Source organism: Flavobacterium soli DSM 19725, assembly GCF_000422705.1.
GTDB classification, from domain to species: Bacteria; Bacteroidota; Bacteroidia; order Flavobacteriales; family Flavobacteriaceae; genus Flavobacterium; species Flavobacterium soli.
In genome coordinates, this window is sequence record NZ_AUGO01000001.1 from 253,720 (window position 1) to 274,415 (window position 20,696).

19 protein-coding genes and 1 tRNA gene are annotated in these 20,696 nt (G+C 36.4%); 12 read left to right on the plus strand and 8 right to left on the minus strand.

All coding sequences use genetic code 11. The features are described from left to right. The first annotated feature begins 67 nt into the window (after positions 1–67). From G508_RS0101145 to G508_RS0101160, 4 genes are all read left to right on the plus strand, one after another. The gene (locus G508_RS0101145; protein ID WP_157485848.1) at positions 68–1,618 is read left to right on the plus strand and encodes a hypothetical protein; all 1,551 of its coding nucleotides are present in this window, start codon (positions 68–70) and stop codon (positions 1,616–1,618) included. A 121-nt stretch (positions 1,619–1,739) separates the two neighbouring features. Next, positions 1,740–2,474 carry a lysophospholipid acyltransferase family protein gene (locus G508_RS0101150; RefSeq protein ID WP_026703603.1) on the plus strand — a complete coding sequence of 245 codons (735 nt, stop codon included), beginning with the start codon at positions 1,740–1,742 and terminating at the stop codon, positions 2,472–2,474. A gap of 55 nt (positions 2,475–2,529) precedes the next feature. Further along, on the plus strand, positions 2,530–3,516 hold the full coding sequence (locus G508_RS0101155; protein ID WP_026703604.1) for an acyl-ACP desaturase: 987 nt from the start codon (positions 2,530–2,532) through the stop codon (positions 3,514–3,516). 76 nt (positions 3,517–3,592) lie between these two features. Further along, positions 3,593–4,246 (plus strand): HD domain-containing protein, encoded by a 654-nt coding sequence (locus G508_RS0101160; RefSeq protein WP_026703605.1) that lies wholly within the window; start codon positions 3,593–3,595, stop codon positions 4,244–4,246. 54 nt (positions 4,247–4,300) lie between these two features. On the opposite strand, the gene pyk is transcribed toward G508_RS0101160, so the two are convergent. The 5 genes from pyk to G508_RS0101190 form a co-directional block, all read right to left on the minus strand. Beyond that, positions 4,301–5,731 (minus strand): pyruvate kinase, encoded by a 1,431-nt coding sequence (pyk, locus tag G508_RS0101165; RefSeq protein ID WP_026703606.1) that lies wholly within the window; start codon positions 5,729–5,731, stop codon positions 4,301–4,303. Positions 5,732–5,737: 6 nt separating this feature from the next. After that, a complete protein-coding gene (locus tag G508_RS0101170; protein ID WP_026703607.1) occupies positions 5,738–6,220 on the minus strand; it encodes an IPExxxVDY family protein in 483 nt (160 codons plus the stop codon). Between the two features lie 113 nt (positions 6,221–6,333). Continuing rightward, a complete protein-coding gene (gene rnc, locus G508_RS0101175; RefSeq protein WP_026703608.1) occupies positions 6,334–7,074 on the minus strand; it encodes a ribonuclease III in 741 nt (246 codons plus the stop codon). Positions 7,075–7,079: 5 nt separating this feature from the next. Further along, positions 7,080–8,333 (minus strand): beta-ketoacyl-ACP synthase II, encoded by a 1,254-nt coding sequence (gene fabF / locus G508_RS0101180; protein WP_026703609.1) that lies wholly within the window; start codon positions 8,331–8,333, stop codon positions 7,080–7,082. Between the two features lie 243 nt (positions 8,334–8,576). After that, positions 8,577–8,813, minus strand: coding sequence for an acyl carrier protein (locus G508_RS0101190; protein ID WP_014082856.1), 237 nt, complete (start codon positions 8,811–8,813; stop codon positions 8,577–8,579). A gap of 174 nt (positions 8,814–8,987) precedes the next feature. Here G508_RS0101190 and purN point away from each other — a divergent pair, with 174 nt between their 5' ends. The 5 genes from purN to G508_RS0101215 all read left to right on the plus strand — a co-directional run bounded on the left by purN (position 8,988) and on the right by G508_RS0101215 (position 14,460). Then, a complete protein-coding gene (gene purN, locus G508_RS0101195) occupies positions 8,988–9,551 on the plus strand; it encodes a phosphoribosylglycinamide formyltransferase (protein ID WP_026703610.1) in 564 nt (187 codons plus the stop codon). A 2-nt stretch (positions 9,552–9,553) separates the two neighbouring features. Beyond that, complete coding sequence (rnhA, locus tag G508_RS0101200; protein WP_026703611.1) at positions 9,554–10,030, plus strand: ribonuclease HI; 477 nt, start codon at positions 9,554–9,556, stop codon at positions 10,028–10,030. 137 nt (positions 10,031–10,167) lie between these two features. Continuing rightward, the gene (locus tag G508_RS0101205) at positions 10,168–11,325 is read left to right on the plus strand and encodes an ATP-binding protein (RefSeq protein ID WP_026703612.1); all 1,158 of its coding nucleotides are present in this window, start codon (positions 10,168–10,170) and stop codon (positions 11,323–11,325) included. 201 nt (positions 11,326–11,526) lie between these two features. Further along, on the plus strand, positions 11,527–12,453 hold the full coding sequence (locus tag G508_RS0101210; protein ID WP_026703613.1) for a PfkB family carbohydrate kinase: 927 nt from the start codon (positions 11,527–11,529) through the stop codon (positions 12,451–12,453). Between the two features lie 108 nt (positions 12,454–12,561). Further along, on the plus strand, positions 12,562–14,460 hold the full coding sequence (locus tag G508_RS0101215; protein ID WP_026703614.1) for an amidophosphoribosyltransferase: 1,899 nt from the start codon (positions 12,562–12,564) through the stop codon (positions 14,458–14,460). Positions 14,461–14,623: 163 nt separating this feature from the next. Here G508_RS0101215 and dusB read toward each other — a convergent pair whose 3' ends face one another. The 3 genes from dusB to G508_RS0101230 form a co-directional block, all read right to left on the minus strand. Then, entirely contained in the window at positions 14,624–15,616 is a 993-nt protein-coding gene (dusB, locus tag G508_RS0101220; protein ID WP_026703615.1) for a tRNA dihydrouridine synthase DusB, read from the minus strand. Between the two features lie 146 nt (positions 15,617–15,762). Further along, complete coding sequence (locus tag G508_RS0101225) at positions 15,763–16,260, minus strand: cupin domain-containing protein (protein WP_026703616.1); 498 nt, start codon at positions 16,258–16,260, stop codon at positions 15,763–15,765. Between the two features lie 132 nt (positions 16,261–16,392). Then, a complete protein-coding gene (locus G508_RS0101230; protein ID WP_026703617.1) occupies positions 16,393–17,433 on the minus strand; it encodes a Gfo/Idh/MocA family oxidoreductase in 1,041 nt (346 codons plus the stop codon). Positions 17,434–17,590: 157 nt separating this feature from the next. On the opposite strand from G508_RS0101230, the gene G508_RS0101235 reads away from it, so the two are divergent. From G508_RS0101235 to G508_RS0101250, 3 genes are all read left to right on the plus strand, one after another. After that, positions 17,591–19,180 carry a site-2 protease family protein gene (locus G508_RS0101235; RefSeq protein WP_051197380.1) on the plus strand — a complete coding sequence of 530 codons (1,590 nt, stop codon included), beginning with the start codon at positions 17,591–17,593 and terminating at the stop codon, positions 19,178–19,180. 83 nt (positions 19,181–19,263) lie between these two features. Continuing rightward, positions 19,264–19,337: transfer RNA gene (locus tag G508_RS0101240), tRNA-Asn, on the plus strand. 598 nt (positions 19,338–19,935) lie between these two features. Then, complete coding sequence (locus G508_RS0101250; protein WP_026703620.1) at positions 19,936–20,682, plus strand: hypothetical protein; 747 nt, start codon at positions 19,936–19,938, stop codon at positions 20,680–20,682. The last annotated feature ends 14 nt before the right edge of the window (positions 20,683–20,696 follow it).

Here is a 20,696-nt window from a genome sequence, read left to right on the forward strand (position 1 = left end):
CCGTTTAACAACGGGATTTTTTATTTAAATTGCAGGCGAAAACCACTACAAAAAACCCAAAAAACAAATGAAGAAAATTTTTTATGTTCTCGCAATCTGCATGTTGAGTTTCGGTATAAAAGCCCAAGACATTCCTTTTAAAATGCAAAAAAGTGATGTCTTTAAAGATGAATACAAACATTCCAATATCGTTTTGGTTGAAGAAGATGGCAAAGGAGGCGTGATCATCATTCGTACATTTAGTGGAGGTGTATTTTCCAAAGGATATGGCTACTATTTTGAACATTACAACTCCGAAATGAAACTTATTAAGGATTTTGAATATGAATTAAAATATTCTCAAGCAGTAAAACAGAGTTCAGTTTTGGGGCTAATCATGAATGGAGACGAAATTAATATCATTGATTTTTTATACAATAAAGACGAAAAAGCTTTTGTATGTTCTTCAAATACTGCTAGTATAGACGATTTTAAATTTTCTAGAAAAGAGCTCTTTCGAGTAAAAAGTGAAGAAATAAAACAGTTCGCTTTTTTCACAAGCTCAAGTTTTGATAATGATTCTGGTGCTTCCATGATTATTAATGAAGATAAAACGGCCTTTGCTGTAACGGTTGATATCAAGGACAATAAAAACGAAACACACAAGTTATTTTTATTTGATAACAAACTAAACAAAAAAGTAGATCACACTTTTAAAAGAGATATCAAGGATAGAAAATTCAGATATGAAAATATAGATGTTTCAAAAGATGGGAATACTTTATATCTATTAGGAAAAGTTTATTCGACAGAAAAAAAGAAGAAAAAAGAAGGTGGTAAATATCAATATGAATTAACTAGAATTACAAAGGATAGCGAAAAGACTCAGGTTTTTGATACTGACGAACATTTTGCTGCATCTCTGAAAACTATTATTTTTTCGGACAGATTAACCTGTATCGGATTTTATTCTGATCGAAAAGATTACAGGTTCAAAGGAATTAGCTATTTTGAATTGGATCCGGTTACTTTGGAAATTAAGAAATCAAAATATAACCCTTTCACTTCACAATTCATAGTCGATAAATACGGGAAAGAAAAAGAAAAGGAATTGAAAAATCTTTCTTTCAGAAAAATTCTTATCACACATAGTAATGATATTGTCTTTAATGCCGAAGAGTTTTATGTGGTCACAAATACCATGAGTACTCCAAATGGTGGTTTTCACACCACTACAACTTACCATTATGATGATATTGTGAGTGCAAAAATCAATCCGTCTGGAGATATAGTTTGGGCTAGAAACATCAATAAACGTCAAGCTACTGGAGGTGATGAATCCTATATATCCTATACTTCGACCATAAAAGGAGATGATACTTTTTTCTTTATCAATACTGGTGAAAAGGTGAAAAAATTACGCAATGACAGGATTCAATTTGGGCATACTAGTAAAAAGCGTGCAAATTTAAACATCATCCGAATAAAAGAAAATGGGGATTTTGATTATCAAGAAATCCTTGATGACAAGGACAATGAAGTTCCCTTTATGGTATCCGATGGGGCTTTGAGCAATGATGCAGTTTATTTTATTGGCAGAAAAGGCAAGAAAAAACAGCTTTTAAAAGTTACATTATAAAACAATTTAAACATAAACCAAAGCCTATCTTCAGAGATGGGCTTTTTTTATTAAAGTCAAATTAGTTGAATTTCTTCAACAAATATATATTTCTTATTTTTGCAGTCAATTTTTAAGAAAAATGGAAAAAATCTTATCATATCCAATCTCTTTTGTCAGTATGGTTTTATTCCTCTTGACATTGGTGATATTTCATCCGATACAATGGATATGTTTTACTGTTTTTGGTTATCAGGCACATAAAAAAAGTGTCGATTATTTGAATTTGGTATTGTTGAGAATCGGACATTTTTTAGGAACAACTTATAAAGTTGAAGGCAGAGAATTAATTCCAAAAGGAGTTCCAATCATATTCGTAGCCAATCATCAAAGTTTATATGATATTGTTGGAATTATTTGGTTCATGCGAAAATTTCATCCGAAATTTGTCAGCAAAAAAGAACTTGGAAAAGGAATTCCGAGCATTTCATACAACCTAAATCACGGAGGTTCCGTACTTATAGATAGGAAAGATCCGAAGCAAGCGATTCCAACCATTAAAAAATTATCGGAATATATTGAAAAACATAATCGTTCGGCTGTAATTTTCCCTGAAGGGACAAGAAGCAAAACCGGAGTTCCGAAAGAATTTGCACAAAGTGGATTAAAAATTCTCTGTAAATATGCTCCATCGGCTTATGTGGTTCCAATAACCATAAACAATTCTTGGAAATTTGTTAAATATGGCTTTTTCCCTTTTGGTTTAGGAAATCGCCTTACCTTTACAGTTCATAACGCTTTAGCTGTCAAAGAGTACCCTTTTGATGAAATTATGCAGAAAACAGAAAAAGCGATTGTAGAATCAGTTAAATTATAAAAGGATTCAGAGTTTGTTTTGACAAATCGAGAAATGAATCTAAAATCTAAATAAAATGTCTATACACAACGTACGACTAGAAGTAATGCAATTATTGGAGAAGAAAATTGACACTTTCGTGGATCAGTTTCTTATTCCTATTGAGACTATTTGGCAACCAACCGATTTCTTGCCCAATTCGCAAGATGAAAATTTCTTTGAAGAAGTTCGAGAACTAAGAGAAATTGCAAAAGATTTGCCGTATGATTTCTGGGTAACCCTTGTAGGTGATACTATTACCGAAGAAGCTTTGCCAACCTACGAATCTTGGTTGATGGATGTTGAAGGAGTAGATCAGATTGAAGCAAATGGCTGGTCGAAATGGGTTAGAAACTGGACCAGTGAAGAAAACCGTCATGGTGATCTATTGAACAAATATCTTTATTTGTCAGGTCGTGTCAACATGCGAGAAATCGAAATTACCACTCAGCATTTAATTGCCGATGGCTTTGATATTGGAACTGGACGTGATCCTTATAAAAACTTCGTTTACACGAGTTTTCAAGAATTGGCGACTTATGTTTCACACAATCGAGTAGCACAATTGGCAAAAACGTATGGCGATAACAAACTTTCAAAAATTTGCAAGATGATTGCCGGAGACGAAATGCGTCACCATATGGCCTACAGCGAATTTGTAAATCAGATTTTCAAAGTAGATCCAAGCGAAATGATGTTGGCTTTCCAATATATGATGAAGCAAAAAATCGTGATGCCAGCTCAATTTTTGAGAGAATCAGGAGAGAAAATTAGTTCGGCTTTCGAAAGTTTTTCAGATTCTGCCCAACGAATTGGCGTTTATACGGCAAGCGATTATGTAGATATCATGCAAAAACTAATCAATAAATGGGAAATCGACAAAATCAGTGATTTGACTGATGAAGCCGAAAAAGCAAGAGATTATTTGATGAAATTGCCTGCGAGAATGGCTAGAATTTCAGAAAGATTGGTTATTCCTGCTGAATCTCAAATTTTTAAATGGGTAGAACCTGCTAGAATATAATTTTAAATTCTAAAATTTAAATGTTGAATTTTGAGCACGTCCTTGAAATTCAACATTTTTTTTATGCTTAAAACAAATGGAACATTCAAAATTAATAGATACGACAATTCATTTCGTAAAGGAAAAACTCGAAAATGCCGAGGGTGGCCACGATTGGTTTCACATCGAAAGAGTTTATAAAAACACTTTGTTGATTGCAAAAGAAGAAAAATGCAACTTGCTGGTTTGTCAGCTAGGGGCTTTGCTTCACGATATAGCCGATAGTAAATTTCACAATGGTGATGAAACCGTTGGTCCAAAAACGGCAAGAGATTTTCTAGAAAAAGAAAATGTATCAGAAGAAATCATTGATCACGTCATAAAAATCATTGAAAACATATCGTTCAAAGGTGGCAATTTTGAAAAGAAGTTCAGTTCAATTGAACTTGACATTGTTCAAGATGCCGACCGTTTGGATGCCATTGGGGCCATCGGGATTGCAAGATGCTTCAATTATGGCGGATTTAAAAATCGTGCTTTATACAACCCAGAAATACTTCCGAATCTAAATATGAGTAAGGAGGAATATAAAAACACAAATAGCCCAACTATCAATCATTTTTATGAAAAATTATTGATGCTAAAGGATAAGATGAATACAAAAACCGGAAAACAAATTGCAGCACAACGCCATCATTATATGGAAGGTTTTTTAGAGCAGTTTTTTGCGGAATGGGAAGGGAAGAAATAAAAAAAACCGTTTCAAATAAATGAAACGGTTTCAATAGTTATTAAACACTAAAAATTATTCTATTTCAGAAACTCTCAAGGTATTCACCATTCCTTTATCTGTAACCGGCATTGCTGCAAGGTTGATCAAGAAATCACCTTTTTCAACATATCCTTTTTGTCTTGCAATTTCGTTTACATCGGTAACGGTGTCATCCGTACTCACGAATTTATCATAGTAGTATGATTTAACGCCCCAAAGTAAATTCAACTGCGTCAAGATTCTTCTGTTTGATGTAAATACTAAAATATGAGCCTGTGGTCGCCAAGCCGAAATTTGGAAAGCCGTGTAGCCACTATTTGTTAGAGTACAAATCGCTTTTGCCTTGATGACATTCGCCATCATTGCCGCGTGGTGACAAATCGATTTGGTGATGAATCTTTTTGTTCTAACCTGTGGTGTGTTTTGTGGGACTTGAATTAGCGGAGAATCCTCTACTGCTTCAATAATTTGTGTCATTTTTTCGATAACCTGAACAGGATAGTTTCCAACAGAAGTTTCTCCGGAAAGCATTACCGCATCAGCACCATCCATTACAGAGTTGGCAACGTCGTTCACTTCTGCACGAGTTGGTGTAAGGCTTGTAATCATCGTTTCCATCATTTGAGTAGCAACAATAACTGGGATTCTAGCCGTTTTAGCTCTGTTGATCAATTTCTTTTGTATAAGTGGCACTTCATGAGCTGGAACCTCAACACCCAAATCTCCACGAGCTACCATAAGTCCGTCACAATAAGCTACAATCTTGTCGATATTTTCAACACCTTCAGGTTTTTCAATTTTCGCAATAATTGGAATTTTATGATCAGAATTTTCCATGATCAAATCTTGAAGTTCCATCAAATCTTCTGCCGTTCTAACGAAAGAAAGTGCGATCCAATCTACATGATTTTCGATGGCAAAAAGTGCATCTTTGATATCTTTTTTGGTCAAAGCCGGAAGTGAAACCTTTGTATTCGGAAGGTTAACTCCTTTTTTAGATTTCAATGGACCGCCTTGAATTACTTTACAAACAACTTCGGTAGAACCATTAGTTTCAAGTGCTTCAAACATCAGTTTACCATCGTCCAAAAGGATTTTTTCGCCTGGTTTTACATCTCTTGGAAATTCCTTATAGTTCATATAAACTCTTTCGGCAGTTCCTGGAACATCTTCGGCTGTTTGAAACGTGATAATATCGCCTGGATTCACTACAACATCTTCTTTCATCACTCCAACGCGAAGTTTCGGTCCTTGTAAATCGGCCAAAATTGCAGTTGTGTAACCATATTCATCATTCAAAGAACGAATCATATCGATCCTTTCTTTTACATCGGTATAATCGGCATGCGAAAAGTTGATTCTGAAAACATTAACTCCTGCATCAATCATATTTTTCAATACTTCTTTCGTGCTACATGCAGGTCCTAGGGTCGCTACAATTTTAGTTTTTTTGTTTGTTGACATTGTTTTTTAAAAAATTAAATTGTTTTTTGATTTGATAGCTTCAGCTTCAACCTTATAAACCGTTGAAACTCTATCAATTGTATTTATTTTATTAATTATTAGTTCTACTGTTTGTTCCGCATTTTCTACTTTCAAAAAATAATCTACTTTTTTGAATTCGGGTAAAAAATAAACTTGGGTTACAATTTCTAAATCAGAATTTGAAAATAAGTTGGTATCCTTATTTTTATCAAGAGCCGTAATTTCATTTTTATTTTGAATTAAGCTCCAGCAAACTTCTTCTTTCAGACTTTCATATCTGTATTTCGAAAAATTAGCATCTCCTCTTTTAGTCGTAATCTGAATTTCCTCTTTACTCTTACTCAAAAGAATAGGTAATTTCTGATTTATAAAATAGGCTAAACGATAATCTTCCAATGAAGTATGAATAGCGATTAGTTCATAATCAATTTCGTCAAATTCATCAATATATAATTTATGATGGACCATTTTTGATATAAAATAAGCCGTAAATATAGTATTTCTAAATCAGAAAAAGGAGTAATAAATTGAACTTAACGTTAATTTATCAACGAAAACGATATAGTTTTGAGAATTTGATTTTATTTTGTGTTAATTTTTTCTTGAAATGCAAAATAAGCTCTTTGGGAAGCTTTTTCTTCTGCTTTCTTTTTTGATGTAGCTCTTGCCTTTGCAATTACTTTTTCATCAATACTCAATTTCACACCAAAAAGACGTTCGCCAGTAATGGCATTGTCTTCGAAAACATCATAATGAAAAACTCTTTTTTCTTTCTGACACCACTCGATAAGTAAACTCTTGTAGCTGATTACTTTTCCTTCTAGTTTTGCAATATCAACATAAGGTAGAATAACTCTTTTTTGTATAAATTTTTCACATTGGGCATAGCCTTGATCCAAATAAATGGCTCCCACTAAGGCTTCAAAGATATTTCCGTGAATATTTTCGCCAAAATGTTGAGTTGGAACTTTACTTTCTACAAATCGGATAAGATTTAAATCTCTTCCTAACTCGTTAAGATGTTCGCGACTCACGATTTTAGAACGCATTTTTGTCAAATAACCTTCATCTCCGGAAGGCACTTTGTTAAATAAATGTGCCGCAATTACGGAACTTAGCATGGCATCGCCTAAAAATTCAAGACGCTCATAACTAATAGGCTTTCCGTTTTTATCAAGCTTGTTTAGCGAACGATGTGTGAAAGCTTTTTTGTAGCAATCGAGGTTTATTGGCTTAAAGCCTAAAATTTTTTCTATTTCATTAAAAAAAATCCCGTCTTCTTGAGAACGGGATTTGGTAAATATTTTTTTGAGAAAGCGCATTAAAATTATTCAGCTATTTTTTTGAACAAAACACAAGCATTGTGACCACCAAAACCAAAAGTATTACTCATTGCTACATTTACTTCTCTTTTTTGAGGTTTGTTTAGTGTCAAATTCAATGATGGATCAATGTTTTCGTCTACAACGGTATGATTAATTGTTGGAGGAACAATCCCATGCTTCATAGCCAAGATCGAAGCAATTGCTTCAATTGCACCAGCAGCACCAAGTAAATGTCCTGTCATCGATTTTGTAGAATTGATGTTGATGTTTTTTGCATGATCGCCAAAAACAGCACTAATTGCTTTCAATTCTGCAACATCTCCAAGAGGCGTTGAAGTTCCGTGAGTGTTGATGTGATCTACATCTTCTGGATTCATTCCTGCATCTCTCAAGGTGTTTTTCATCACTGCAATTACACCGATTCCTTCTGGATGTGGTGCTGTCAAATGATACGCATCAGATGACATTCCGCCACCCCCAATTTCGCAATAGATTTTTGCTCCACGGGCTTTTGCATGTTCGTATTCTTCTAGAACCAAGGCACCTGCACCTTCACCTAAAACAAATCCGTCACGAGTAGCATCAAAAGGTCTTGAAGCCGTTTCTGGAGTTTCATTTCGTGTAGAAAGAGCATGCATTGAATTAAATCCGCCCATTCCTGCAATGGTTACAGCAGCTTCAGAACCACCCGAAACGATCACATCACACATGCCTAAACGAATGTAGTTGAAAGCGTCAATCAAGGCATTTGCCGAAGAAGCACAAGCAGAAACAGTGGTATAGTTTGGTCCCATATAGCCATTTCGCATCGAAATATGAGCTGGAGCTATATCGGCAATCATTTTTGGGATAAAGAAAGGGTTGAATTTTGGAGTACCATCGCCTTTTGCATAATACATCACTTCGTCTTGGAATGTTTCCAATCCGCCAATCCCTGCACCCCAAATTACACCTACTCTGTATTTGTCAACATTGTCGTCAGTAAGTCCGGCATCTTTGATGGCTTCATCACTTGCAGCAATTGCATATTGGGCAAATTTGTCCAATCTGCGTGACTCTTTACGATCCATGTAATCTTCAATGTTGAAGTTCTTTACTTCGCAGGCAAACTTAGTTTTGTGCTTTTCAGTATCGTAATATGTTATTGGAGCAGCACCACTTTTACCGCTAATTAAAGCATTCCAGTATTCTTCGATTGAATTTCCAATAGGAGTAAGAGCACCTAATCCTGTTACAACAACCCGCTTTAATACCATACGTATAATTTTATAGTTTATATCTAAACAAATAATACCTATGTTTTCTTCTATGTAAAATCATAAAAAGACATAGGTATTACACAATATTTTTATTTGGTTGATTGAATTTCAATCAGTAATTTCAATTAAAAAAATAATAACACCCGATTTTTTAAAATTCCAATATTCAAATAACAAATTCCAATATTTGGGATTTGGATTTTCAATCTTTGGAATTTTTAAAACCCGGGTGTAAATTTATTATTTTTTAGCTTCTTCGATGTAAGAAATAGCCTGACCAACAGTAGCGATGTTTTCCGCTTGGTCGTCTGGAATTTGAATATCAAATTCTTTTTCGAACTCCATGATAAGCTCAACAGTGTCTAATGAATCAGCTCCTAAATCATTTGTGAAGCTAGCTTCTAATACAACTTCGTTTTCGTCAACGCCTAATTTGTCTACGATAATCGCTTTTACTCTTGATGCAATGTCTGACATAATCTTTAATTTTAAAATTTAATTTGTTGGCAAAAATAAAAAACTTTATTTTAAAACCACGTTTTAGTTAATAAATATGAGTACTAATTTATAAAATTTATTTCACAAAGGCTTCTAAAATTTATTTAATATCATTTATTATTCTTTTTTTTGCGTAATAATTCCAGCCACAAAATGAAAAACATCCTACTATTTGCTTCGGGTTCGGGAACCAATGCCGAAAATATCATCTTGCATTTCAATACAACCGATATTGCAAAAGTGGTTGCCGTTTTTTCTAATAATCCAAATGCGAAAGTATTAGAAAGAGCAAAAAACCTCAATGTTAAAAGTTTTGTTTTCTCAAAAGAGGATCTTTCCAGCGAAATTGTCCTGAATAAAGTGAACGAATTCCAACCTGACTTGATTGTTTTGGCTGGTTTTTTATGGAAATTTCCTCAGAATATAATTGAAGCCTATCCAAATAAAATCATCAACATCCATCCAGCTCTTTTACCAAAATATGGCGGAAAAGGAATGTATGGCATGCATGTTCACCGAGCAATTCTTGAAAATAAAGATTCCGAAACAGGAATCACTATTCATTATGTAAACGAACATTATGATGAAGGCGAATTTATTGCACAAGAAAAGGTGTCTATAGCAGATTGCCTTTCGGCAGAAGAAATAGCGGCGAAAGTGCATGTATTGGAACATCGATTTTTTCCTCAAATAATTGAAAAATTACTAAAATCTTAATTTTGAATCACGACGTTCACATATATACTGACGGAGCTGCAAAAGGAAATCCCGGAAACGGCGGTTATGGCGTAGTGATGGAATGGGTTGGAAAACCTTATAAAAAAGAATTCTACGAAGGTTTCCGTTTGACGACCAATAACCGAATGGAACTCTTGGCCGTGATTGTAGGTTTGGAAAAACTGAAAGTACAAGGCACAAAGGTTTTAGTCATTTCCGATTCTAAATATGTGGTAGATTCCGTTGAGAAGAAATGGGTTTTTGGTTGGGAAAAAAAAGGTTTCGCAGGCAAAAAAAATCCTGATTTATGGATGCGTTTCCTCAAAATTTACCGCAAGCATCAAGTCGATTTCAAATGGGTCAAAGGACACAATAATCACCCTCAAAACGAACGTTGCGATGAGCTTGCTGTTATGGCTTCGCTTGGAGATGAGCTTTCTGTGGATGCTTATTATGAGAAAGAAGGTGGAAAGTTGTGATGATTTCATCAAATTATTGATTACATTTTCAAAACCAAACACAATGCATTTTCAAAATTAAATATAGTGTACTTTCAAAATAAGACATAGTGTATTTTAAAAATTATATATACATTTGTAATTATAAACGATATACTATGAATTTAAAAAGAAGAATTAAAACCGAAATGGATATTTATAAAACTAAATATCCGATTTTGGCATTAACAGGACCTAGACAATCTGGAAAAACTACTTTTTTAAAAAATCAATTTTCAGAGTATCGATATGTGAATTTGGAAAATTTGGATTTCAGAAATTTTGCAATGGACGATCCAAATGGGTTTTTAGCTCAATATGATAAATATGTAATTTTTGATGAAGCACAGCGCGTTCCGCATTTGTTTTCCTATTTACAAACCAAAGTAGATGAAGATAAAATTATGGGACAATATATTTTGTCTGGTTCACAAAATTTTCATTTGATACAAAACATAACTCAAAGTTTAGCTGGAAGAGTAGCTTTATTTAAATTGTTGCCATTTGATATTTCAGAAATGCAAGAGGCTAATTGGCTAGATGATGATTATGCAATAAACCTTCAGAGAGGATTCTATCCTGCGATTTATGATAGAGACATCCCTGCTAAAGTTTTTTATTCAAATTATATTCAAACTTATGTTGAACGGGATTTGTCAGAACTCATTCAAGTAAAAGATTTAAAACAGTTTCGAAATTTTATTTCTTTATGTGCCGCAAGAGCAGGTCAATTGTTAAATCTTAATTCGCTGGCTAATGAATGTGGGATTTCGCAACCCACTGCCAAATCATGGATTTCTGTTTTAGAAAGCAGTTATATTGTATACCAACTGCAACCTTATTTTTCAAACCTTAACAAACGTGTTACCAAGAGCTCAAAACTATACTTTTATGATACTGGACTGCTTTGCTTTTTATTAAAATTGAACGATGCAGAAAGCGTAAAATTAAGTGCACTAAAAGGAAGCTTGTTTGAAAATTATGTTATAAATGAATACTTCAAAAAAAATTACCATAATAATTTACTTTTAGATTTATGGTTTTGGCGGGATGCAGTGGGACATGAAGTAGATTTGATTTGGCAAAATTCAGAATTATTGAATTTAGTTGAAATTAAAGCTTCAGAAACTATAATGCCTGATATGTTTAAAGGGTTAAACTATTTTGAAAAATTAAAACCAAACTTAATTCAAAGTAAAGCAATTGTTCATACGGGATTGTTTAACCAACCAAGAACTTTGGGAAAAGTAATGAGTTGGAAGAAAATTGCTTTGTGATTTAGTTTTTGTGGCGAACTTGCCGTTATGGCTTCGCTTGCAGATGAGCTTTCTGTTGATACCTATTATGAGAAACAAGGCGATAAATTACTATAAACCACTGTTTTTCAATTCAATAATTTAGCAAAACTTTACAATTTCAAAACTTTGCAACTTTGTAAGTTATGAAGTATCTTTGCACCCTACTTCCAAAAGTAACAAATGAATAAATTGCTAATTGTCGGGACAGTCGCTTTCGACGCTATTGAAACTCCTTTCGGGAAAACCGATAAAATTTTAGGTGGAGCTGCAACCTACATCGGACTTTCAGCTTCTTTTTTTAATCTAAAATCAGCAATTGTTTCAGTAGTTGGAGACGATTTTCCGCAAGAACATTTAGATTTATTGACCGAAAGAAACATTGATATTTCTGGTTTGGAAATTGTTCCCGGAGGAAAAACATTCTTTTGGAGCGGTCGTTATCATAACGATTTGAATTCAAGAGATACATTGGCAACAGAACTAAACGTTTTGGCAGATTTTCAACCAAAAGTACCTCAAGATTTTAAAAATTCTGATGTGGTAATGCTTGGAAACTTGCATCCTTTGGTTCAAAGCAGTGTTTTGGATCAAATGGAAACACAACCAAAATTAGTAGTGTTAGACACGATGAATTTTTGGATGGATTGTGCCTTGCCAGAATTATTAGACGTAATCAAAAGAGTGGACGTGATCACCATCAATGATGAAGAGGCTCGCCAACTTTCGGGAGAATATTCTCTTGTTAAGGCTGCTGCCAAAATCCATACGATGGGACCAAAATATGTGGTGATTAAAAAAGGAGAACACGGAGCATTATTATTCCACAACAAAGACGTTTTCTTTGCACCGGCATTGCCGCTTGAAGAAGTTTTTGACCCAACTGGAGCCGGAGACACCTTTGCAGGTGGATTTGCAGGATTTATTACGCAAAGCGAAAATATTTCTTTCGAAAATATGAAAAACGCCATCATTTATGGCTCAAACCTTGCTTCTTTCTGTGTAGAAAAATTTGGAACAGAAAGAATGGTTGACCTTGAAAAAGAAGAAGTTGTGAACAGGCTGAAACAATTCAGAGCCTTGACGCAATTTGACATAGCATTACAATAGAAAAATCACGCCTCGGAAACGGGGCGTTTATTTTTGTTTAACGTTTAAAGTTGCCCCAACATTAAACGTTGAACGTTAAACTTTCAATAACTACACAACTACAACACAATGAGCGATTCAATTAAACACGAATGTGGTATTGCCCTTTTAAGATTAAAAAAACCACTCGAGTTTTACAAGGAAAAATACGGTTCGGCTTTCTATGGGATACAAAAAATGTATCTCCTTATGGAAAAGCAACACAACAGAGGTCAAGACGGAGCGGGTTTTGCAAGTATAAAACTCGATGTCGAAGCCGGAGAACGATACATCAGCAGGGTTCGTTCGAATGATCCCCAGCCGATTCAAGATGTTTTTGCCCAAATCAATGACAGAATCAATGAAGAATTGGCTTCTCATCCAGAGTATGCCGAAGATGTTGCGGCTCAAAAGAAAAACATTCCTTATATCGGGGAATTATTCTTAGGCCACGTTCGTTATGGTACTTTTGGTAAAAACAGCATCGAAAGCGTTCATCCTTTTCTTCGTCAGAACAACTGGATGCATAGAAATCTTATAGTTGCCGGAAACTTCAACATGACCAATGTTACCCAGCTTTTTAATAGTTTGGTTGAATTAGGCCAGCATCCAAAAGAAATGGCGGATACCGTTACCGTAATGGAAAAAATTGGTCATTTCCTTGACGATGAAGTTACCGATTTGTACTTGGACTGTAAAAACGAAGGGCTTTCTAAAAGAGAAGCTTCTCCGGTAATTGCCGAAAGATTAGATGTAAAGAAAATCTTGAAAAGAGCTTCGAAAGGATGGGACGGAGGTTATGCAATGGCAGGACTTTTCGGTCATGGGGATGCATTTGTTTTCAGAGATCCGGCAGGAATTCGTCCAGCTTATTTTTATGAAGATGATGAAATTGTAGTCGTGGCTTCAGAAAGACCTGTGATTCAAACGGTTTTCAATCTTGAATTCGAAAAAATTCAAGAACTTCAACCAGGTCACGCCTTGATTATCAAGAAAAACGGAAAAGTTACCGAAGAGGAAATCATTACACCAACGGTAAAAAAAGCTTGTTCGTTTGAAAGGATTTATTTTTCTAGAGGTAGTGATGCCGAAATTTATCAAGAAAGAAAAGACCTTGGTAAATTGATTTTGCCAGCGGTTTTGAAAGCAATCGACAATGACACTGACAATACTGTTTTTTCTTATATCCCAAACACAGCCGAAACTTCTTTCTACGGAATTGTTGAAGCAGCTCAGGATTTCTTAAACCAAAGGAAAAACAATTATATACTTGAAAACAAGGACACTTTAACGAAAGATACGTTGCAGGAATTACTTGCCGTGAAAATCAGAACCGAAAAAGTAGCCATAAAAGATGCCAAGCTAAGAACGTTTATTACAGAAGATAGTAGCCGTGATGATTTAGTAGCACACGTTTACGATGTTACCTATGGCGTTATCAAGCCAACCGATAATTTGGTGATCATTGATGACAGTATTGTTCGTGGAACAACCTTGAAAATGAGTATCATCAAAATGATGGACCGTTTGAAACCAAAAAGCATCATTGTAGTTTCATCGGCACCACAAATTCGCTATCCAGATTGCTACGGAATCGATATGGCAAAACTGGAAGGTCTTGTTGCTTTTAGAGCCGCTTTGGATTTATTGAAAGAAAGAAATTTATACCATATCGTAGAAGAGGTTTATAAAAAGTGTAAAGCTCAAGAAAACCTTAATGATAATGACGTGGTGAATTATGTAACGGAAATTTATGCTCCTTTTGAGCCACAAGAAATATCAGATAGAATTGCAGAAATGTTGAGTTCTCCTGAAATCAATGCCGATGTGAAAATCATCTTCCAAACGGTTGAAGATTTACATAAAGCATGTCCTAAAAACTTAGGTGATTGGTATTTTACAGGTGATTACCCAACTCCTGGAGGTAACCGAGTTGTGAATAAGGCTTTTATTAATTTCTATGAAGGAAATGATGCAAGAGCCTACTAAAATCATCCCAAATATGCATTACAACGGATTTATTTGACGTTCATCTAATTTTTTTGTTGGTTCGTTATCAACCCTATACATTTGGTGAACCATAAGATTAGTAGGTTAAGTTTATGGTAGATTTGGGGCAAAAAAGGTGAAAGCAATTTCACCTTTTTTATTTTTATACCAATTCCATTCCGTGATACTTTTGCAAAACTTCGTCAAAAGTAGCGAAGATCAATTCAGGGTTTTCACTTGAAACCATTCTCGATCTGAATTCCTTGAAATTAGGCAATCCTTTGAAGTAATTGGTGTAGTGCCTTCTAGTTTCTAAAATTCCTAGTTTCTCGCCTTTCCAGTCCATTGCCCATTGCAAATGGTTTCGGGCTGCTTCCACTCGATTTTCGATATTTGGCTTTGGTAGATGTTCTCCTGTTTCAAAAAAATGTTTTATTTCATTGAAGATCCACGGATATCCAATTGCAGCACGACCAATCATCATTCCGTCGAGGCCAAATTTATTTTTATATTCCAATGCTTTTTCGGCCGAATCAATATCACCATTTCCAAAGATTGGCATTGTAATTCTAGGATTATTTTTTATTCTTTCGATATGACTCCAATCTGAATGGCCTTTATACATTTGGGCTCTAGTTCGTGCATGAACGGTCAAGGCCTGGACACCAATATCCTGCAATCTTTCGGCAACCTCATCGATGTTGATCGAATTTTCGTCCCATCCCAAACGTGTTTTTACCGTTACAGGAAGATGAGTGCTTCGGATAACCGCTTTGGTCAATCGCACCATCAAATCTACATCTTTCAAAACACCGGCTCCAGCTCCTTTGCAAACCACTTTTTTCACTGGACAGCCAAAATTGATGTCAATTAAATCCGGATTTACAGCTTCAACAATTTTGGCTGACATTGCCATTGCTTCTTCATCTCCACCAAAAATTTGGATACCAACAGGTCGTTCATAATCGAAAATATCCAATTTCTGACGGCTTTTGATGGCATCACGAATCAATCCTTCGGATGAAATAAATTCGCTGTACATCAAATCGGCACCATGAAGTTTGCACAATCTGCGGAACGGCGGATCGCTAACATCTTCCATTGGAGCTAATAATAAAGGGAAATCGGGTAATTCTATGTTGCCTATCTTGACCATCTTCAAAAATTTGATGCAAAATTACAACTTTTTTTAGAAAGCGTTTTTGGACAGTTTTATCCAAAAAAAATGACACGAATTGCACAAATTTCCGCAACATGATTAGTGAAAATTTGTGCAATTCGTGTTCAACTATTTTTTATTTTTTATTTCCAAAGCGAAGTCAGTCCTTCCAATTTTCCGTAGATAGGATCGAATTCTGGAAGTGGCACTTTGCTTATGTTTTCATCGGCTTGTGGTCGTTCGTTTTCTTCTCCTTTCATGATATCATATTCCATCCCGTCAGGATAGGCTCCAATTACGCCAAAATCATATGAAGCTTCAATCTTTTTATGAGCTACTCCTGCAGGAATTGCAATAGCATCTCCTTCTTCCAACGTGATTTTCTCTCCGTCTTCACCACCAAATTGAAGTGTGGCATAACCGCTGTAAATGCCCATCACTTCATGGGTATTGCTATGATAATGATGGTAGTCATAAACACCATTGTTCCATGAATTGCTCCAATTTCGGTCGGCAAAATGTTGCGTAATAAAATCAGGATCTGCCTTTTCTTCTGAAAACACATTCTTATAAATCAAAAGCGGAAGCGGACTGTTTGGAATTTTTCCATCGTCCTTGAATCTCAACTGTATCGGTTCCATTTCCATAATCATATTATTTATGCTATAAAATTAAGGCAGTAGAAAAGGATTTGCTTTACAATATTTACTGATAAACTTCTGGATTTACCACTTTTAGAACTTATTTTTTAATTAGGGTATGTCGATTTTTACTTATAATTGGATCACTTTTTGTTTTCCGTTGCTTTTTATCGCAGCTTCAATGATTCTCATGGTGTTGATACCGTCTTGTGCGGTAACAGGTTCTGGTTTGTTTTCGGTAATCGAAGTGTATAAGCCATCAAAAAAATCGTAGTAATTCCCTTGAAGTGTTGGAATATTTTCGTGGATGATTTTGCCGCCACTTTCTGTATGCAACAATCCTTCATGGCTTCTGGATTCGGTTCCCCAATTTTTTAAGTTTGGCTTCTTGCCCATTTTTAAAGCATCTTCCTGAATATCGCCACGCTTTTTTAGAAACGAGCCGTTCTTTCCATGCACGACAAAAGAGGGAACTGCTTCTCGAACAAACAATCCAGATTTCAGCCTTACGCGAAAGCGGGGATAATAAAGCAAGATATCTACATAGTCATCCACTACAGATTTCTCTCGTGTAATCATGGAATCGGCAAAAACAGCTTTGGGAAAACCGAAAAGATGCAAGGCCTGATCAATCAAGTGAGGTCCTAGATCCATCAAAATTCCCGAACCAGAAGTGCGGGTTTCCTTATGGGCTTTGACGCTCAAACTCGGACTGTAACGATCAAAATGAAACTCAGCTTCTACGATTTCTCCCAAAAGACCTTTGTTGACAACATCCTTAACAGTTTTAAAATCGCTGTCCCATCTTCGGTTTTGGTAAACAGCTAACTTGAGTTTTTTTTGCTTTGCCAAACCTGCCAATTCTTTAGCTTCAGACACCCTTGTAGTAAATGCCTTTTCGACGAGCACATGTTTTCCAGCCTTCAAGGCTTTCTTGGCATATTCGAAATGGGTATCAGTTGGCGTGTTCACAATAACCAAATCGATATCGTCTTGCAGGAGTTCTTCCAAGCTTGCATAACTCTTTGCTTCAGGATACTCTTTATGAATCAGCTTTTTGCTTCTTTCCCATGAGCCTTTTAGCTCAAAACCCTCGTGAAGTTCTAGAAAAGGAGCATGAAATACCTTGCCCGACATTCCGTAGGATAGCAATGCTGTTTTTACTGTTTGCATGTTGTTCTGTAATTTAGAAGAGTAAATTTAGTGGACATTCTGCATATTAAAAATTCATATCCATATAATTAACAAACATTTAAAACCGTCGGAAAATTTATACCGCTATAAATAAATAGAAAACATTACTTTTGTGCGTTATAAAAAAATAAATCAAATGATACAATTAGGTCAAATCCTATTTATACTTTCCGTATTAGTTATTCTGCATGAGCTTGGACACTATGTTGCCGCCAAAATTTTTAAAGTGAGGGTCGAGAAATTCTATCTTTTCATGGATGCGGGTTTTTCATTGGTGAAAAAGAAAATTGGAGAAACCGAATGGGGTATTGGATGGTTGCCGATTGGCGGTTATGTGAAACTTTCAGGGATGATAGACGAAAGTATGGATACAGAACAGATGAAAATGCCAGCACAACCTTGGGAATTTCGCGCTAAACCGGCTTGGCAACGCTTGATTATCATGTTGGGAGGTATTATTGTGAATATTCTTTTGGCTGTACTTATTTATGCTTGGACTTTTTCTACTTCAGGTCAAAAAATAGTATCAGTAGATAAAATTCAAGAAAATGGCTTAGCATTCGGAGAAGTAGGAAACAAGGTTGGATTCCTCAGTGGAGATAAAATTTTAGCTGTAGACGGTGTAAAATACAACGATTTTAAATTTCTTTCGATGGAGGTTTTATTTGGCGAAAAAGTTGAATTAGACCGAAATGGAAATAAAGTCGTTCTACAATTGACGGATGAAGAAAAAGGAGAAATAATTAAAAAAGAAGGCAAAGGTTTTTTAGGTGCACGAAACTCCATTCAAAATTATTTTATTGATTCGATTGGCAAAAACAGTAATGGAATTGAGCGTTTTGATATGATAATAGGTGCAAATGACAAAAAATTCACCTATGTTGATGAATTTTTATATCTCTTGAAAAACAACAAAACGGATTCTATTAATTTATTAGTAAAGAGAGAAAATCAGGAATTGAGTGTAAAAGCTAAAATTGATTCTACTGGAAAAAATGGCTTGTCCCTTTCAAGTATTATTTTAACGCAAAATATTAGTATTGAAGATGCCGTGGTTGGTAGTATTCTCAAAGATTCTGAAGCAGCAAAATCAGGAATTGAATTAAATGACAAGATCCTTGAAATAAACAATACAAAAATTAAGGATTATCTGGATTTCAAAAAACAATTGTCTTTAATTAAGCCAAATGGCCCATTGAAGTTGAAGGTAGAAAGAGAAAATGAATCACTCGTTCTAAATTCGAAATTAAATAAAGATGGAAAAATTGGCATTGGCTTTAAAGACACGAGAGAAAGTGAATATTTAGTTAGAAACAAGTTGTCCTTGGGCCAGGCAATTCCTGAAGCTTTTAGACAAACTTGGAACATGTTTAACTACAATATCAACTCATTTAAACTCATTCTACGTCCTAAAACAGGTGCTTATGCTCAAGTTCAAAGTCCAATTGGAATTGCACGACGTTTACCAGACGAATGGAATTGGGAATTTATTTGGGAATTTATTGCACTATTTTCTGTTGGCTTAGCCTTTATGAACCTACTTCCAATTCCAGGATTAGATGGTGGTCATGCCCTATTTACAATTGCCGAGATGATTACTGGAAGAAAATTGAGCGAAAAGGCAGCAGGCCATGTTCAAACCGTTGGAATGATTATCTTGTTGAGCCTAATGGCTTTAACCTTCGGGAAGGATATCTACCAATTTGTCACCGAAAAGTTTTTCTAAAAATAATGAAAAATTTATTCGAAAATATTTGCAGAAAATAAATTAAGCCCTATATTTGCACCGCTTTAAAAGGCAATACGCCTTCCTCCTTAGCTCAGTTGGTTAGAGCATCTGACTGTTAATCAGAGGGTCCTTGGTTCGAGCCCAAGAGGGGGAGCTAGCAATAAAGAAAGACTTCACAGCGATGTGAGGTCTTTTTTGTTTTTATTTATTTCAAGAAAAATCATTTTGTTCAAGCATACCCCGGCACAGGAGCTAGCAACAAGAAAAAGACGATCAGAAATGGCCATTTTTTTCCTGCAACAGCCGGATCAAATCGCTGGCTGCATCCTTCCCCTTCGTTGCGACCTCTACAATCACCCCCTTGCGATTTCCCTTCCTTCGCTATCAGCAGCGAAGCCCTCCGCCCGCTACCTTAAAAACCAAAGCTCCAGACCAGTAAGGTTCCCCAATGCCGCCACATTGCAGTAACAGCGCTTTAATGACGCTTTAGCAACGCTATAACAACGCTTTAACAGGCTTACTAGTGTCCCTGAGCCGCGACCTATCCAGCCAGCCGCCGCAAATAGAGCAGCTTTCCCAAATTTGGCATTGGCATTGATGCCTCGCCCCGACCGCAGTAACCCCACGCAAGTGCCTTCTTCCGTGCAAAAAGAGGACAAATGGGGGCAAATGAGGACATCCTGCCCACCCGGGTATCTCTAGTACGTGGCCCCTTCCTATCTTTGCCATACGTTTCATCAAAATCTAGCATCATGGCACATGTAAAAAGTATCTTCCGCCTTTCAGGATCGCTTGGGGAAGTGACCTTCTACCGAGGGAGAGAGGGGCAGCAGCTTGCCCGGAAGAAAAGTTCGCTTACCAAGGAGCGGGTTGACCGTGATCCTGCGTTTGCCCGGACACGGGAGAACAGCAGGGAGTTTGGTGCGGTGGTCAGGGCTGGTTCGCAGCTCCGCAAGGGTGCTTCCGCCTTTGTGCGGCGCCTACGTACCCCCGAACTCTCCGGGCGGATGATCCAAGTGCTGTGCAAGGTAAGGGACTGCGACCAAGAGGCTATCCGAGGAGCGCGGACAGTGGGGGGCGGCCTTGGCCATGCGAAGGGGCGGCAACTTCTGAAGGGTTTTGATTTCAATACACAATTTCCCCTGGATGCGGTACTACAATGCCCCCACGTGGCAGCTCCGGGGTTTACGTTCCAGCTTCCCCTACTAGTTCCAGCTTCCCACCTACGCTATCCGAAAGGTGCCACGCATGCTTCCTTCGGGACGTGCCTGCTACAAGTGGACTTTGAAGCTGGTACTACGGCAGTAACCTATAGTCCCGAAGTGGGCGTGGCACTTGACCGGACCGCAACCGAGGTAACGGTTAACCCTCCTGCACCAGCTACCGGTACAGGGATAGTATTCTGGATGTTGCAGGTCTGCTTTTTCCAGGAGGTGAATGGTGAACTGTATCCGCTTGACCGGTCGGGCAATGTGCTGCATATTTTGGAAGTGGCCTAGGCTTTTGGGAGTTG